This is a genomic window from Acinetobacter sp. YQ_14 (assembly GCF_043102985.1).
GTDB lineage: Bacteria > Pseudomonadota > Gammaproteobacteria > Pseudomonadales > Moraxellaceae > Acinetobacter > Acinetobacter venetianus.
Map to the genome: position 1 here is coordinate 15,899 of NZ_JBICJJ010000007.1, position 15,507 is coordinate 31,405.

Sequence of the window (15,507 nt, forward strand, 5' to 3'; positions counted from 1 at the left end):
CTATTCAATCATCACAAAATTGAGAATACTAAACGATAGGACGGCTAAGTACGCAGCAAGTATCGGCAGTTAAAAAATTTCAGTTTGAACTGAAAACATTTCATTCAATCCAAGCCCTATCATTTATTAAAACTTTTAAACTATCAGCTGGATTTCTGTAGACCTTATAAAACCATGACACGTCAAAGCCAAAAGACGCTTGAACGCCAAAAACTCAGCTTACCGAAAGGTCATAACAAATTGCTGTTGCATTCATGCTGTGCCCCATGTTCAGGCGAAGTCATGGAAACACTGATAGAGTCTGGTATCGATTTCTCTATCTTTTTCTATAATCCTAATATTCACCCAGTCAAAGAATATTTGATTCGTAAAGAAGAAAATATCCGTTTTGCCGAAAAGCATAATATCCCTTTTATCGATTGTGATTACGATACCGATAACTGGTTTGCTCGAGCCAAAGGAATGGAAAATGAACCTGAAAAAGGCATTCGCTGTACCATGTGTTTCGACATGCGTTTTGAGAGAACAGCGCTCTACGCACATGAACATGGATTTAGTTTAATTAGTAGTTCTTTAGGCATTTCTCGCTGGAAGAATATGCAGCAAATCAATGATTGTGGGCTTCGTGCCGCTGCTCATTATCCCGATATTCAATATTGGGATTACAACTGGCGCAAGCATGGCGGCGCTGTACGCATGTTAGAAATAAGCAAACGAGAAGAATTTTATCAACAAGAATACTGTGGCTGCGTCTATTCGCTTAGAGATACCAATCGCTGGCGCATGAGCAATGGTCGTGACCGAATTCAACTGGGTGTGAAATTTTATAGTAATGCGATGGATGATGAGTCCAATTAATAAAAATGAAATCGAAATAAAAAGGCTAATTCTAGTGAATTAGCCTTTTCACATCTTAATTTACAGAAACACTGATAATGCTATAGAACTGATTGCTTGGCTTTTGTTTCACATCCACCGTTTCACTCACTTCAATCAAATACTCAGCAGCTTTTGGAAATAACAATTCAGCACTGCCATTCGCCGCCGTTTTCAAGCTAATTCCTTGCTTATCGGTCGCACCTTTGGCACGAATCACCACCTCGGCATTTGCTAAGGCTTTATTGGCTTTCGATACTTTAATTTTTACTGCCTGATTGGCCTTTAACTCATTTGGATGCGTTAAAAACTCAACTTGAATCGGTGCTGTACTTGCTTGAACGGGAGTATGTTTTTCTTTACTCACATAAGTCAATAACGTCCATTCACGCGTGATTTCTACTGGGCTAATTTTTTTAGCTTTTAGATCCGCAGGAATCACAAAATCACGCTCAGTTTTTGCAGGTGCTTTATCAGCAGGCATATCAAAGAACATTTTCCATTCTTTTTGATCTTGTACGTATTTCAATGGATAAGATGCCTTAGTTTGGATCAGATAAGTGCCCGCTTCTGGCAATTTCAAATCAAACACTGTCGCTGAACCAAGTTTGGAATCAGCTTGAATGCTGGTTTTGGTATTGTTCGGCGCAGTAATCTCAAATTTTGCATCTTTCAAAGCATATTCACTGTTTAAAGCTTCTTCTGCATAACCAGAAATAATCGCCACTTGTGTTTGTTCAGTTGTATAGGCAATTGGTGCAACATACGGTTCATGTGCAGCGCTATAGCCAGAAACAAGTAGCAATGAACTGATTAATAATTTTTTCACTTTTCCACCCTGAAAGTTGTCATCTAAATATGTATGTTTTGCATTATAACGCATAAATGAAAATAATTATCATTACATAATATCTTTTTTGACCTGAACTTATGCAGAGAATGAGATAAAAATTATGTGCAGTTTCACTTTTCTGAAAGCGACTCGAATATAATACGGCGGTACTTTTAGACTCGAGATATTATGTCCTCGCCAAGCTCTCCCTTGCACACATCTCCCTCACACAACTATTCCCTATTTCTGGTTATTTTTTCATTGGCTGTCGGTAGTTTCTGTATTGGAACAACTGAATTTGTCGCTATGGGTCTGATTCAGGAAATCGCCACGGACTTAAATGTCAGTGTTCCTCATGCAGGTTATTTCATCAGTGCTTATGCGCTTGGGGTCATGGTCGGTGCACCGATTATTGCAATCTTAGGCGCGAAAGTTCCTCGAAAAACGTTATTACTTAGCTTAATGCTGTTCTATGGGTTGGCGAATGCTGCTACAGCTTTTGCGACAACTCCAGAGACAATGTTAGTTTCTCGTTTTATCGCAGGTTTTCCTCATGGTGCTTATTTTGGGGTAGCTGCGTTGGTTGCAGCTGAGCTTGCAGGTAAACAACGTCGTGCAACTGCGATTGCACAAGTCATGATGGGTCTAACAATCGCCAATGTGATTGGTGTACCAATTGCAACGTGGTTGGGTCAGCAGTTCGGATGGAAAGCGGGTTTTGAGTTTTCCGCAATTATTGCCTTCATCACCCTGATTGGGGTAAGTCTATTTGTACCGAACATTCCACTACAGAAAACCGCAAGTATCCGTGCTGAAGTTGCTGGACTCAAAAATATCAATATGTGGTTGGCACTTGCTGTAGGTGCAGTTGGTTTTGGCGGTATGTTCTCAGTTTATAGTTATGTATCTCCTATTCTGACTGAATACACAGAAGCAAATATCTCAATCGTTCCTATCGCATTAGCAATTTGGGGAACAGGTATGGTATTTGGAGGACTTGTGGCTGGATGGTTAGCGGATAAAGACTTGTTTAAAACCATGATTGGAATTTTGATTAGTTCAGCACTCGCATTCGTATTTGCCAGCTTTATGATGTCAAACCTATATTCAGCAATATTGGCTTTATTCCTGATAGGCTTTACAGTGATTGGTCTTGGTGGTGCTTTACAAACCTATCTTATGGATATTGCTGGTGATGCACAAACACTAGCGGCCTCACTGAATCATTCTGCATTCAACTTAGCCAACGCACTTGGTGCATTCCTAGGTGGCTGGGTGCTTAGTCATAATATGGGTTGGCTCGCACCAATTTGGGTGGGTTTTGTTTTAAGCCTAGGTGGATTAATCATTTTATTAATCGCTCTAGCTGTCGCAAAATATACAAAAAAGAATCTATAGCTTGTTAGCTATAGATTCTTTTCAGCAGACGACCTTTTCTCATAATGCCTTATTTTTCTTATAAAAGATCATCATTAAATATCAAATTTAAGGCTTACTGATTAAGTTAGAAATCTGCCAATCATGCCATTTCGATAAAAATAGCAACGCGGTACTACCGCCAATTAATGCAAAAAACATATCAGACTGTGTATCCCACTCATAACCTTGAGTTCCGAGGAATTCTTCTGCTCCCTGTCCCAACAACAATGCTGCGGCCCATTCGATCAATTCATAGGTCGCACTAATTGCCAACACAATACAAATCACAATAAAACTCAGCATTTTGCCTTTGCCTAAAATATGATTTCGAATCAATATTTCACGGGCAACTATTGCTGGAACAAAACCTTGCATGAAATGCCCTATTTTATCGTAAGGATTACGATCTAAATTAAACCAGTCTGCAATTTCAAAGCCTAAAGGCACGCGTGCATAGGTATAAGCACCGCCAACAATAAGAACAATTGCATGCAAAAAAATTAGACTATATAGCAAGTTCGTCAAAGGAAATTTTTTAAAGCTCATAAATAACACAGGCATCACAATCAAGACTGGTATCACTTCCATCAACCACGTCATTCGATCATATGGCTTAATCCCAGAAATAATCAAAACAATAGCTATAATCGTTGTTCCCAAACCTAATAAAGAAATTCGCATCATTTTATAAAAAGTATTGATTCATTTACTTATGACATCATATAAAAAACCCGAGGAAAGTCCTGCGGGTTTTTGTTATAAAATCGGCGAATTAAGCTTTATTTTACAGCATCCGCGACTTCCTTCAGCATGGCTTTCATCCCATCCAAGCCATTATTCATTAAATACCAGTTACTCGAATCGAGATAGACAATATTGCCGTTTTTCGCAGCTTTGGACTCATTAATAATCTTGTTATTCAATACGCGCTTTGCACCTTCCTGATTTTCAGTAATTGCTGCACCACGATCAATGACAAACAGATAATCTGGATTTTTCTGGGCAATAAACTCATGCGATACCGCCATACCATGCAATCCCACCTTGATTGAAGGATCTGCTGGTGTAAATCCATACAGGTCGTGAATATTACCAAAACGTGAACCTGGGCCATAGGCAGCAATCTTGCTGTTATTCACTAGAATCACCAAAGCCGTTTTACCTTTAGTCTTGTCTTTTAATGTAGCAATATCTTTTTCCAAGCTTTGTAATTGCTGCTCAGCCTCAGACTTCTTGCCCACCATTTCAGCAATATTCAAGGTTTGCTGCTTAAAAGAATTGAACTGATCGTTGTAATCCACATCGACAAAGTAAGTTGGCGCGATTTGCTTGATTTGACCCACTAGATTTTCCATTCGGCCACTCATCAAGATCAGCTCAGGCTGACTGGCTGCAATTTTTTCCAGATTCGGTTCTTTCACCGTCCCTACATCCAGATATTTACCTTCACTGAAATTTTGCAAGACTTTCGGCAACGGCGTTCCTTTTGGCAAAGCAACCACTTTATCGTCCGCGCCCAAAGCATGAATGGTATTTAAAGCACTAGTATCCAGTACAGCAATACGCGATAAATTCGCTGGAATGGTAATCTGCCCTGCCTTGCTGTTAAAACTTAAGCTTTCATGTGTAGCAGCAGTATTACTTTCCTGATTTGCCGAAGGTGTGTTGGAATTGCCACATGCAGCCAATGCCACACTTAGCATCATGACTGGCAATGTTTTTTTGAAACGCATAACAAACTCCTAACTAATAAAATACAAACCTAATTTATGTTGCTGAACCTGCTGGATCGGAATATGGAAATCAAAAATATCTTGCAGAATATGTTCATCCATCAACTGTTGTGGATGCCCTTGATACACCAATTCACCTTCTTTCATGGCAATGATGTGATCGGCATAGACGGAAGCAAAGTTAATGTCGTGAATCACCACAATGATCGATTTGCCATGATTCTCGGTCAAATCTTTTAAGACCCGCATAATCTGTGAAGAATGCTTCATATCCAGATTGTTTAAGGGTTCATCGAGCAAGATATATTCGGTGTCCTGTGCCAGAATCATGGCGATATAAGCGCGTTGTCGCTGCCCACCCGACAATTCGCTGATTTGTCGGTGTCTTAAGGCTTCCAGATCCATATAGGCAATTGAGCGATCAATCACCTCACGGTCTTCCTGCGTTAGGCGACCTTGTGAATATGGGAAACGTCCGAAAGCAACCAGATCCTCAATACTGAGGCGCAGCTCGGTATGGTTAGACTGTTTTAAAATCGCCAGTTTTTTGGCAATGTCAGCACTTTTCATCTGTTGCAGATCTTGCCCATCTAGCAAAACTTGACCTTGATCTGCTTCAATTAAGCGGCTCATCATCGAAAGTACAGTACTTTTACCTGCACCGTTTGGGCCAATAAACGCCGTAAACCGTCCTTTGGCAATTGTCAGGGAAAGCGCGTTTACCACACGCTGCTGTTGATAGCTTTTACTTAAATTCTTAAGCTCTATTGCCATTTTTTATTTTCCTTCAATAAGATCCAGAAGAAATAAATTCCACCGACAAAGTTAATAATCACACTGAGCGTTGTTTTGAAATTCAGTACATGCAGAACCATGAATTGCCCAAGCATCAGACAAAGAATGCTGACCAGAATAATACCAAGCAGTAAGATATGATGTTGATGAGTCTTGAACAGTTCTAAGGTAATGTTGAGAACCAATAATCCGAGGAACATCATTGGTCCAGCTAACGCTGTTGCAGAAGCCAATGCCAATACCACGAGGATCAACAGCAAGCGACTGGTCTTGTCATAATCCAGCCCTAAATTCAGCGCATGATCACGTCCCAGTGCCATCACATCGAGCTTGTGATAGTGCTTCAGGCTATAAAATAAAATCGGTACAATGGTCAGCAAGGACAGCCCCACAGTTTCCATTTTCACGACATTAAAACTGGCAAAACCAGCATAAGCCGCGATCTGAAATTCATCTGGATCTAGCAAAACCTGAAAGAACGTGGTCATGTTGTCGAATAAAGTCGAGCAGATCAGACCAACGAGCAGGAGGAAATAGATATTTTGCTGTGCGACTTTCTGGAAAATAAACCGATACAGCAGCAAGGCAAAGGTCACCATTAACAGCAAACTGATCAGATAATCAGTGACAAAGTTCAGTGACAATAACGTACTGGCACCAAAGAAATAGATAATCGCCGTCTTGGAAAGTTCGTATAACTTATCTAATCCTAAAGCCTGTGGTGTCACCACCCGATTATTCACAATAGTATGGAAAACCAAAGTCGAAACACCGACCGCCACACCCGCCACGATAATGGCAGCAACCGTTTTTAAGCGTAGATTCAAGGCATATTGCCATGCCACACCTAAATTCCAGCCGAGGTACAGTGCAATCGTTGCAATCACCAATACAGCCAAAACTATCAGCTTGGTTTTATGAGGCATAACGATATCTCCTGAGTAGCAACCACAAGAAAATCACGCTTCCCACCACACCCATAATCAGGCTCACAGAGACTTCATAAGGGAAAATTACCACTCTGCCAAATACATCACAGAGTAGAACCAGCAAAGCACCCAACAATGCAGTATGCGAAAGCGTTCTACGGATATTGTCACCCAGATACAGACTCACCAGATTCGGTACAATCAATCCAAGAAATGGAATCGCACCCACAGTGACAATCACCACACCCGTAATGACCGAAACCAGTAGTAGGCCAATAAAAAGGGTCTGCTTATAATTCAGTCCAAGATTCGTCGCAAAATCTTGCCCCAATCCAACCAAAACAAAACGATTGGCAAAGATATAAATCAGAATCAGAACGGGTACGCTGAGGTAGATCAGCTCATATTGACCATTTAAAATGGTGGAAAAGTCCCCTTGCAACCAACCTGCCAAGTTCTGCAATAAATCCAGTTGCAGCGCAATAAAGGTGGTAAATGCAGAAATGATACTGCCAAAAATCATCCCCACCAGTGGAACAAAAACGGTATCACGATGCTTTAAAGTCGCCAGAATACTCATAAAGGCCATCGCACCAATGAGCGTTACGACAATCGCAAAACCAGTTTTAATAAAGATTGAAGCACTTGGCAGTAAAATAATCGAAACCAGTACACCTAAACGTGCACAGTCATATAAACCTGCGGTGGTTGGTGAGACAAAGCGGTTACGACTTAGCGACTGCATAATCAAACCACAGACACTTAGACCTGCACCCGCCACAATAATCGCCATCAAACGGGGTAAACGACTGGTCCAAAACAACTGCCACTCTTGAGGATTGCCAGTCCAAAGACCAGCAAGACTCATCTCACCCACACCGACAAATAAAGAAATAAATGCCAGTGGAAGTAATAATAAAATCAGGTAACGCCGCTTAATCATGTTGGGAGAACTTCATAGGATGCGTAAACTTAAAATAAGCTTAAAAAAAGATAGGTAATAAGAAACTATCACAAATGATAAAGATTATTGTTAACTTTTTTAAATGAATCTTAATTTCTATTAAGTAAAACTTAATTTTCAAAGCTTTTATTTTGAATATAAAAAGCTCTAAGCATCTGCAATGCCTAATTTTTAACTTGATAAACTATAAAAATGATTAAGAGTTTTAAGCTTAATTCTGATCTAAATTTCTATGATAAATCTTTGAATTATTCAGCAAGATTCTCACCGCAATAAGGACAGTAATGCTTCTTTCCCTGTTTTTTGTCTTGCTCTTCAAGCAAATGTTCACGCATGAGTTGTACAATAATCTCGTGCATCTGCTCTTTAGGTAAACCTACACGCTGCCTTAGTTTTTCAAGCTCTGCTTGATTATGTAATACATCATTCCCCTGTGCTTGTAAAAGCTCCCTAAATTCTTGTTCTAATTTCTGATTTCTTTGATTCAACTCATTTGCCAAACCAGAAGCCAAAATACCAGCTGGCAATGCCGCTATACCAACCCCGAGAATAGTGATCAAAGCACCGAGAAACTTACCCATACTGGTAACAGGTGTTACATCTCCGTAGCCTACCGTTGTTAAGGTAACAACCGCCCACCACATGGCTTTTGGAATAGAGCTAAACGCTTCAGGCTGAGCCTTATTTTCGACCACATAAATTCCTGATGCAGCCATGACGATCATAATCACTAAAATGAAAATGACCGCTTGAAACGAGCCTTTTTCACGTTTTATGACTCTGAGTAAGATTTGCAGAGAAACAAAATAACGCGTGAGTTTCAGGAGTCTCAATAATCGGAGGATACGTAATACGCGTAAGTCGATATGTACAAAGAAGTTAAAGTAAGCAGGTAAAATAGCAATTAAATCAATAATTGCTCCACCACTTTTTGCCCATTTCCAGCGTTGGCTCCATGCAGAATCCGTAGGATCATTTTCCGCTACGCTCCAAAATCGCAAGAAATATTCAGCAGAAAAGATCACGATCGAGGTAAACTCGAACATATCAAAATAGTTTCTATAAGCAATATAGACTTCAGTGATCGACTCCAATATAACCGCAGCGACATTTCCAACGATCAGAAAAATAAGGAAATAGTTCACACATCGACTAAAAGTGGTTTGATAGTCATCATTGTGCAAATTGTTATAAACAAAAAGGCGTAATCGTTGTAACGAAAAATTAGTCATATCCTACTTATAGTTATCTCAAGCTTTTAAAAATGTAACACGTTGCTTGGTTGTTTGATAAGTGATTTATGCATTGCTTGATCTATAACGCTCTATAAACAAAACTCTGTTTGAATCAATCTAGCCTATGCTTTGATAATAGAAACTTAACGGTTGCTTCTTTAACGATACTTTCATAAAGAACTATAAATTTTATTAAACCCATGATAACAAGGGGAAAACAAATGGGATTCAAACCTATCCCTACACTTATTTCTTTATTTCTTACATTGATTATTTGGTTTGCCATTCCTGTACCAGCTGGTGTTGATCCAAATGCTTGGCATTTATTGGCAATGTTTGTTGGTGTGATTGCTGCCATTATCGTAAAAGCCATGCCGATTGGTGCTATTGCAATCATTGCAATCACCTTAGTTGCCGTCACTGGCGTAACGAATGATAGCCCATCTGGCGCAATCAAAGATGCATTGAGTAGCTTTGCAAATCCATTGATCTGGTTGATTGGTATTTCAATCATGATCTCGAAAGGCTTGCAGAAAACTGGGCTTGGTGCACGTTTAGGTTATTTATTTATCGCTGTGTGGGGTAAAAAAACCATCGGTATCGGATACAGTATGGTACTGTCTGAACTAATCCTTGCTCCTGTAACGCCAAGTAATACAGCACGCGGTGGAGGAATTATCCATCCAATTGTACGTGCAATTTCTACCAGTTATGACTCTGATCCAGCCAAAGGCACTGAGGGTCGTATGGGGAAATTTTTATCTCTCGTCAATTATCAAGCCAACCCAATTACCTCAGCAATGTTTATTACAGCAACCGCCCCAAACCCATTGGTGGTTGATCTTGTTGCTAAAGCAACAAATAGTGAAATTTCATTGAGCTGGAGCACATGGGCAATCGCAATGTTAGTTCCGGGTCTGATTGCTTTAATTATCATGCCTTTGATTATGTATTGGATGTATCCACCTGAAGTCAAAGAAACACCCAATGCTGCTCAATTTGCGAAAACTAAACTCAAAGAAATGGGTGCAGTGAGTAAAGATGAAATCATTATGCTTGGTGTTTTTGGAATCTTGTTGCTGTTATGGGCAGGTATTCCTGCAATGATATTGGGTTCAGCTTGGGCTGTTGATCCAACAGCAACTGCTTTCATCGGTTTAGCTTTATTACTGCTTACAGGTGTTTTGACTTGGGATGATATTCTGACGCAAAAAAGCGCATGGGATACGATTACTTGGTTCGCTGCTTTGGTGATGATGGCGACTTATTTAAATAAACTCGGTTTGATTACTTGGTTTTCGGGTTTACTTGAAAGTAGTATCGGCTCATTGGGGCTAAGTTGGATGCCTGCCTGTTTATTGTTAATGCTCGCCTATCTGTATGCACATTATATGTTTGCCAGTACCACGGCACATATCACAGCGATGTTTGCAGCCTTTTATACGGCAGGACTTGCACTAGGTGCGCCACCGATGTTATTTGCCTTAATGATGGCAGCAGCGTCAAGCATCATGATGACCTTAACACATTACGCGACAGGTACATCACCTGTGGTGTTCGGTTCGGGTTACACCACTCTGGGTGAATGGTGGAAAGCTGGCTTTGTCATGAGTGTCGTCAATATCTTCATCTTTGTGGTGATTGGCGGACTATGGTGGAAAGTGTTGGGTTATTGGTGATTTGAATATGAGGAACATTCTGTACGAATAGAAATGTTCCTCTAAATTTAAATACCCAAATGCAGCACATACAAACTATTATTAGAATGAATGATCTTCTGCATAAGTTCTGCCAATATTTCAAATTGTCCTATTACTTCACTCTTTTGCATAATGATTTTTTCATAACCTGCTGTTTCTCGTAAAATACGATCAACATTTTCATTTGGATCAATCACATCATCATATGCATGAACAAAAGTATATGTGCCTGTTAACGTTAAAATTTTTGGTGATAACTTTAAAACATTAATTAGACTAGAAAACAATTGAAATGCTTCTTTAGCCCCATCTCCATCAATCACTGTTACACCATAATAATTTAAACCAGTATGCCTAACTTTTAAACTTGGATTATAGGTAGGTATCCATTTTAAAAAATCATTAAAATAAATAATTAGATCATCATGGATTGAAACATCATAAGAAACATTACCGACTAGCTCGCAGCAACCATCATAAGAGAATTCATTTTTATTCAATAAAACAAAATCATGTATTAGTGCCATAAATAGAACCTCAGTTTAAGTGGTAGTTTTCTCTATCGATCAAAGCTTTCCATTCTTCATGGCTATAAAGCTTAAGATTCTTCAGTTGAGTACCTACTAATAAAAAGCGATCGTCCCATGTTAATACTTCCCTACTATCCTCTAACTTTTTATTTGAAAAACAAGGAAATAAAATTGGATTAAAATATATTAATCCAATTTCAAGTAAATGCTTAATCTCTTTAGGGTTCTCAGGAATAGAGTGAAGTACGGGTATATTTTTTATTAATTTGCAAGCAATTTCATGAGGTTCAGAATCTAAATCATCCAAATACCATTTTTGGTCATCACATCTCCAAAGATAAGCAGTAAAATCATTTTGCTCAATCAGTAGTGTCTCTGTAATTGCATTTGGTTCCTCATACCAAACAGAAAATGCTAAAGTTTTTGTCGGAATAATTGAAAATTTTGGCGGTTTTAAATAAGGATAATCCTTTAACATTAAAGAAACTAAATCTTTAATTGCTATTTCTAGATCCTCAACCTTCTGCTTTTTATGGATAATGTTAACTAGTTCAGAAATATTATCTTTTATCGTCAAAATACTTTTCATTTTATAAAAAATAAGGGCTGATTAATCAGCCCTTATTTTTGCTAAATCAACACATCAAGTCAATTGAGCTGCTTGGATTTTCTTAGTATCTACTTGATCAGCTTCTTTGGTGTATTCACCCATTTGATCGAAGTTCAAGTATTTGTAGATGTCAGCAGAAGCGCTGTCGATTTGCGACGCGTACTGTTGATATTCTTCTGGGCTTGGTAATTTACCAAGAACCGCAGCTACAGATGCAAGCTCAGCAGAAGCTAAGTAAACGTTCGCACCTTGACCTAAACGGTTCGGGAAGTTACGAGTAGAAGTTGATACACATGTTGTGTTCGGTGCTACACGTGCTTGGTTACCCATACACAATGAACAGCCCGGCATCTCAGTACGCGCACCAGCACGACCGTAGATGTTGTACATGCCTTCTTCCATCAATTGATGCTCGTCCATACGAGTTGGTGGAGCCAACCATAAACGAGTAGATAATGAACCGCTTGGCACTTTATCTAACAATTGACCAGCCGCACGGAAGTGACCGATGTTCGTCATACAAGAACCGATGAATACTTCATCAATTTTGTCACCTTGAACGTCAGAAAGAAGTTTTGCATCATCTGGATCGTTCGGGCAGCAAAGAATTGGTTCTTTGATGTCAGCAAGATCGATTTCGTAGACTTTTAAGTATTCTGCATCAGCATCAGCTTTCAACAAGCTTGGGTTGTCTAACCACTTCTGCATGTTTTCAGCACGACGTGCAAGTGTACGTGCATCGCCATAACCTTCAGCGATCATCCACTTCAACATTGTGATGTTAGAACGTAAGTATTCAGCAACTTTCTCTTCAGAAAGTGTGATTGAACAGCCAGCTGCAGAACGTTCAGCAGAAGCATCAGAAAGTTCGAATGCTTGTTCAACAGTCAAGTCATTTTCCATTTCTGACAAATCGATCTCAAGGATACGACCAGAGAAGATGTTTTTCTTACCTTTCTTCTCTACAGTTAAGTCACCCGCTTGAATTGCGTAGTAAGGAATTGCATGTACAAGGTCACGTAAAGTGATACCAGGCTGCATTTTACCTTTGAACTTAACAAGTACAGATTCAGGCATATCCAGTGGCATAACGCCAGTTGCAGCAGCAAACGCTACAAGACCAGAACCCGCTGGGAATGAAATACCGATTGGGAAACGAGTATGTGAGTCACCACCAGTACCTACTGTATCTGGAAGTAACATACGGTTTAACCAAGAGTGGATAATACCGTCACCTGGACGTAAAGATACACCACCACGGTTCATGATGAAGTCAGGTAATGTATGGTGAGTTGTTACGTCTACTGGTTTTGGATACGCAGCAGTGTGACAGAAAGATTGCATCACTAAGTCAGCTGAGAAGCCCAAGCACGCTAAGTCTTTTAACTCATCACGAGTCATAGGACCAGTTGTATCTTGAGAACCAACAGTTGTCATCTTAGGTTCACAGTAAGTACCTGGACGAATACCTTGGCCTTCAGCAAGACCACATGCACGACCTACCATCTTCTGAGCTTGGGTGAAGCCTTTACCAGTGTCAGCAGGTTGTTTTGGTTGACGGAACAAGTCAGAAGCAGGAAGACCTAACTCTTCACGTGCTTTAGCTGTTAAACCACGACCAATAATCAAGTTAATACGACCACCAGCACGTACTTCGTCTAAAAGTACAGGTGTTTTAAGTTCTGATTCAGCAATTTGAGCGCCGTTTTTGAATGCAGTAACTGTCGCTGCTTCTTTGTTGATCTTGAGTGTAACTTCGTCACCCATGTTCATGTCAGAAACATCGATTTCTACAGGTAACGCACCAGCATCTTCCATTGTGTTGAAGAAGATCGGAGCAATTTTACCACCTAAACACACACCGCCATCTTTTTTGTTTGGAATGTGTGGAAGTTCGTCACCGAAGAACCAAAGTACAGAGTTAGTCGCTGATTTACGGCTTGAACCTGTACCAACAACGTCACCTACGTAAGCAACTTGGTTGCCTTTCGCGATCAAATCGTTGATTTGAGTTGTAGGACCAACTTCACCTGGTTTTTCAGGGTTGATACCATCACGTTCGTTTTTCAACATTGCAGTTGCGTGCAATGGGATGTCTGGACGGCTCCAAGCGTCTTGCGCTGGAGATAAGTCATCTGTGTTTGTCTCACCAGTTACTTTGAACACAGTGATTTTGATTTCTTCAGCTACGTCAGGACGGCTAGTGAACCACTCAGCATCAGCCCAAGATTGTAAAACTGCTTTTGCATTTGCATTGCCCGCTTTTGCTTTATCAGCAACGTCATGGAACGCATCAAATACAAGTAAAGTCTTTTTCAATGCTTCAGCAGCTAATTCTGCAAGTTCAGCATTGTCAAGAAGTTCAACAAGTGGTGCTACGTTGTAACCACCAAGCATAGTACCGAGTAAGTAAACAGCACGCTCTTTAGTAACAAGTGGAGAAGTTGCTTCGCCTTTTGCAATCGCAGCTAAGAAAGCAGCTTTTACATAAGCAGCTTGGTCAACACCTGCTGGAACACGGTTTTCAAGCAAATCAACTAAATATGCTTCTTCGCCTGCTGGTGGATTTTTTAATAATGCTACTAATTCAGCAGTTTGAGCGTCATCAAGCGGCTTCGGTGGGACTCCGAGTGCGGCACGTTCTGCAACGTGTTGGCGGTAAGCTTCTAGCACGGTGTTATTCCTCTTCTTTAAAAAATTACTTGTAAGTTCCAGCTTTAAACAAGCTTTACAAGTAATATGGACAGCAAAATTTTACTAGACTTCGCGTTAAAAGTTAATGCAACTACCGTATTTCTACGTGATGCCCATTATTTTATAGCGAAATGTTCATCTGTTTTAAATACCGCTTTGGTAGTAGATTAAAGTCCAATAAAACAATGAATTAAATGCATAAAAAAAGACAACAACGTTGTCTTTTCATTTTAACATTAGAATAATTTATAGTTTGGCAATTTATCATGTGGTGTTGCCAAACATTTATCAGTGTATTCTTGCTTTAACTTTTCACGTAATGCTTCTGGATCAGATTTCAATTGATCTGCTGGAATTGCATATACATTTTCAATAATTTCAAAAATGAATTTACGTGTCGTTTCATCTTCGATTTTACCCGCATGTTCTGTTGCTTGTTTCTGTTCAATTCCATTTTGGCGATCTAAAGTAATCGAACGTGCTGCATTCCCCACACTGACGCAATAGCCATGCCATTTTTCTTCAGGTGTTAACGGCTTTTTTTCAGCACAACCAACCAAAGCTAAACCCAATGCAATCAATAGAACTTTTTTCATCATCATACTGCAGCTAATCGAATGCACACATCATACTGAAACTCAGTCATTTTGCAAAAAAGATGTTTTTAAAACATGGCTTCCATTAATAAAAGCATACAAATTATTTACTACAATGCATGTTATTGCCTGTTTTTTGACATTTACCACCAGTCGATGACAAATAAGTATTGCCCTGAACTAAGTTATAGTTCTTACCTTTCGTATCCCAACATCTCACCCCATTACAGCTTTTTAAAGGAATATTCAGCTCTATTTTTGCACTCACAGTGGTATTTTTTGCTGGAGCATTTACTGTTGATTTCACTATAGTTGAATTGGTTTTAACCTCATTATTGGATTGAGGTGGAATTACAGCAATCGGCGGCGGTGCCACAGCATTTATTTTTTTCTGTGCAGGATCAAGTTGAGGTTCTTGTTTTTTAGCTGGCGGTGGCGTTGCTGAGTATGTTGTTACACCATGTGCATCAACCCACTTGTAATATTCTTTCGCATTCACATGAAATACACTACTCAGCATACAAATGCTTACAGTTGCCAAAACCTGACTAAAAGTGACAGATTTCATCTCATTTCTCCAAAAAATGTCATTTA

Annotated in this window: 15 protein-coding genes; 3 read left to right on the forward strand and 12 right to left on the reverse strand. The window is 39.7% G+C overall.

Annotated features, from left to right (window positions below; all coding sequences use genetic code 11):
- Nucleotides 1-174 precede the first annotated feature (174 nt).
- Entirely contained in the window at nucleotides 175-858 is a 684-nt protein-coding gene (locus tag ACF8D3_RS03655) for an epoxyqueuosine reductase QueH (protein ID WP_392470213.1), read from the forward strand.
- Nucleotides 859-913: 55 nt separating this feature from the next.
- Here the strand turns inward: ACF8D3_RS03655 and ACF8D3_RS03660 are convergent, their stop codons facing one another.
- On the reverse strand, nucleotides 914-1,705 hold the full coding sequence (locus tag ACF8D3_RS03660; RefSeq protein WP_392470214.1) for a DUF4198 domain-containing protein: 792 nt from the start codon (nucleotides 1,703-1,705) through the stop codon (nucleotides 914-916).
- 192 nt (nucleotides 1,706-1,897) lie between these two features.
- Here ACF8D3_RS03660 and ACF8D3_RS03665 point away from each other — a divergent pair, with 192 nt between their 5' ends.
- Nucleotides 1,898-3,106 carry an MFS transporter gene (locus ACF8D3_RS03665; protein ID WP_392470216.1) on the forward strand — a complete coding sequence of 403 codons (1,209 nt, stop codon included), beginning with the start codon at nucleotides 1,898-1,900 and terminating at the stop codon, nucleotides 3,104-3,106.
- Nucleotides 3,107-3,193: 87 nt separating this feature from the next.
- Here ACF8D3_RS03665 and ACF8D3_RS03670 read toward each other — a convergent pair whose 3' ends face one another.
- The 6 genes from ACF8D3_RS03670 to ACF8D3_RS03695 all read right to left on the reverse strand — a co-directional run bounded on the left by ACF8D3_RS03670 (nucleotide 3,194) and on the right by ACF8D3_RS03695 (nucleotide 8,780).
- A complete protein-coding gene (locus ACF8D3_RS03670) occupies nucleotides 3,194-3,811 on the reverse strand; it encodes a DUF2238 domain-containing protein (RefSeq protein ID WP_392470218.1) in 618 nt (205 codons plus the stop codon).
- Between the two features lie 95 nt (nucleotides 3,812-3,906).
- Nucleotides 3,907-4,860 carry a siderophore ABC transporter substrate-binding protein gene (locus ACF8D3_RS03675; protein WP_392470219.1) on the reverse strand — a complete coding sequence of 318 codons (954 nt, stop codon included), beginning with the start codon at nucleotides 4,858-4,860 and terminating at the stop codon, nucleotides 3,907-3,909.
- A gap of 9 nt (nucleotides 4,861-4,869) precedes the next feature.
- A complete protein-coding gene (locus ACF8D3_RS03680; protein WP_392470220.1) occupies nucleotides 4,870-5,634 on the reverse strand; it encodes an ABC transporter ATP-binding protein in 765 nt (254 codons plus the stop codon).
- Nucleotides 5,625-6,581, reverse strand: coding sequence for an iron chelate uptake ABC transporter family permease subunit (locus ACF8D3_RS03685; protein ID WP_069578332.1), 957 nt, complete (start codon nucleotides 6,579-6,581; stop codon nucleotides 5,625-5,627). Before ACF8D3_RS03685 ends, ACF8D3_RS03680 begins: the two co-directional genes overlap by 10 nt.
- Nucleotides 6,571-7,527 carry an ABC transporter permease gene (locus tag ACF8D3_RS03690; RefSeq protein WP_278396331.1) on the reverse strand — a complete coding sequence of 319 codons (957 nt, stop codon included), beginning with the start codon at nucleotides 7,525-7,527 and terminating at the stop codon, nucleotides 6,571-6,573. The genes ACF8D3_RS03685 and ACF8D3_RS03690 overlap by 11 nt, the downstream gene beginning before the upstream one ends.
- A gap of 269 nt (nucleotides 7,528-7,796) precedes the next feature.
- On the reverse strand, nucleotides 7,797-8,780 hold the full coding sequence (locus ACF8D3_RS03695) for an ion transporter (protein ID WP_136458468.1): 984 nt from the start codon (nucleotides 8,778-8,780) through the stop codon (nucleotides 7,797-7,799).
- A 224-nt stretch (nucleotides 8,781-9,004) separates the two neighbouring features.
- On the opposite strand from ACF8D3_RS03695, the gene ACF8D3_RS03700 reads away from it, so the two are divergent.
- A complete protein-coding gene (locus tag ACF8D3_RS03700; protein ID WP_392470222.1) occupies nucleotides 9,005-10,462 on the forward strand; it encodes a DASS family sodium-coupled anion symporter in 1,458 nt (485 codons plus the stop codon).
- Between the two features lie 47 nt (nucleotides 10,463-10,509).
- Here the strand turns inward: ACF8D3_RS03700 and ACF8D3_RS03705 are convergent, their stop codons facing one another.
- From ACF8D3_RS03705 to ACF8D3_RS03725, 5 genes are all read right to left on the reverse strand, one after another.
- On the reverse strand, nucleotides 10,510-11,010 hold the full coding sequence (locus tag ACF8D3_RS03705) for a hypothetical protein (RefSeq protein WP_392470223.1): 501 nt from the start codon (nucleotides 11,008-11,010) through the stop codon (nucleotides 10,510-10,512).
- A gap of 10 nt (nucleotides 11,011-11,020) precedes the next feature.
- On the reverse strand, nucleotides 11,021-11,602 hold the full coding sequence (locus tag ACF8D3_RS03710; RefSeq protein WP_392470224.1) for a hypothetical protein: 582 nt from the start codon (nucleotides 11,600-11,602) through the stop codon (nucleotides 11,021-11,023).
- 54 nt (nucleotides 11,603-11,656) lie between these two features.
- Nucleotides 11,657-14,296, reverse strand: a complete 2,640-nt coding sequence (locus ACF8D3_RS03715; protein ID WP_061396949.1) for a bifunctional aconitate hydratase 2/2-methylisocitrate dehydratase — start codon at nucleotides 14,294-14,296, stop codon at nucleotides 11,657-11,659.
- 257 nt (nucleotides 14,297-14,553) lie between these two features.
- Nucleotides 14,554-14,919 (reverse strand): hypothetical protein, encoded by a 366-nt coding sequence (locus ACF8D3_RS03720; protein WP_004880036.1) that lies wholly within the window; start codon nucleotides 14,917-14,919, stop codon nucleotides 14,554-14,556.
- A 97-nt stretch (nucleotides 14,920-15,016) separates the two neighbouring features.
- Entirely contained in the window at nucleotides 15,017-15,481 is a 465-nt protein-coding gene (locus ACF8D3_RS03725; protein ID WP_061392161.1) for a DUF4124 domain-containing protein, read from the reverse strand.
- Nucleotides 15,482-15,507 lie beyond the last annotated feature (26 nt).

Coding starts and splice junctions, on each gene's coding strand:
- ACF8D3_RS03655 (WP_392470213.1), top strand. CDS start 175: ATGACACGTCAAAGCCAAAAGACGCTTGAACGCCAAAAACTCAGCTTA.
- ACF8D3_RS03665 (WP_392470216.1), top strand. CDS start 1,898: ATGTCCTCGCCAAGCTCTCCCTTGCACACATCTCCCTCACACAACTAT.
- ACF8D3_RS03670 (WP_392470218.1), bottom strand. CDS start 3,811: ATGATGCGAATTTCTTTATTAGGTTTGGGAACAACGATTATAGCTATT.
- ACF8D3_RS03675 (WP_392470219.1), bottom strand. CDS start 4,860: ATGCGTTTCAAAAAAACATTGCCAGTCATGATGCTAAGTGTGGCATTG.
- ACF8D3_RS03680 (WP_392470220.1), bottom strand. CDS start 5,634: ATGGCAATAGAGCTTAAGAATTTAAGTAAAAGCTATCAACAGCAGCGT.
- ACF8D3_RS03685 (WP_069578332.1), bottom strand. CDS start 6,581: ATGCCTCATAAAACCAAGCTGATAGTTTTGGCTGTATTGGTGATTGCA.
- ACF8D3_RS03690 (WP_278396331.1), bottom strand. CDS start 7,527: ATGATTAAGCGGCGTTACCTGATTTTATTATTACTTCCACTGGCATTT.
- ACF8D3_RS03695 (WP_136458468.1), bottom strand. CDS start 8,780: ATGACTAATTTTTCGTTACAACGATTACGCCTTTTTGTTTATAACAAT.
- ACF8D3_RS03700 (WP_392470222.1), top strand. CDS start 9,005: ATGGGATTCAAACCTATCCCTACACTTATTTCTTTATTTCTTACATTG.
- ACF8D3_RS03705 (WP_392470223.1), bottom strand. CDS start 11,010: ATGGCACTAATACATGATTTTGTTTTATTGAATAAAAATGAATTCTCT.
- ACF8D3_RS03710 (WP_392470224.1), bottom strand. CDS start 11,602: ATGAAAAGTATTTTGACGATAAAAGATAATATTTCTGAACTAGTTAAC.
- ACF8D3_RS03720 (WP_004880036.1), bottom strand. CDS start 14,919: ATGATGATGAAAAAAGTTCTATTGATTGCATTGGGTTTAGCTTTGGTT.
- ACF8D3_RS03725 (WP_061392161.1), bottom strand. CDS start 15,481: ATGAAATCTGTCACTTTTAGTCAGGTTTTGGCAACTGTAAGCATTTGT.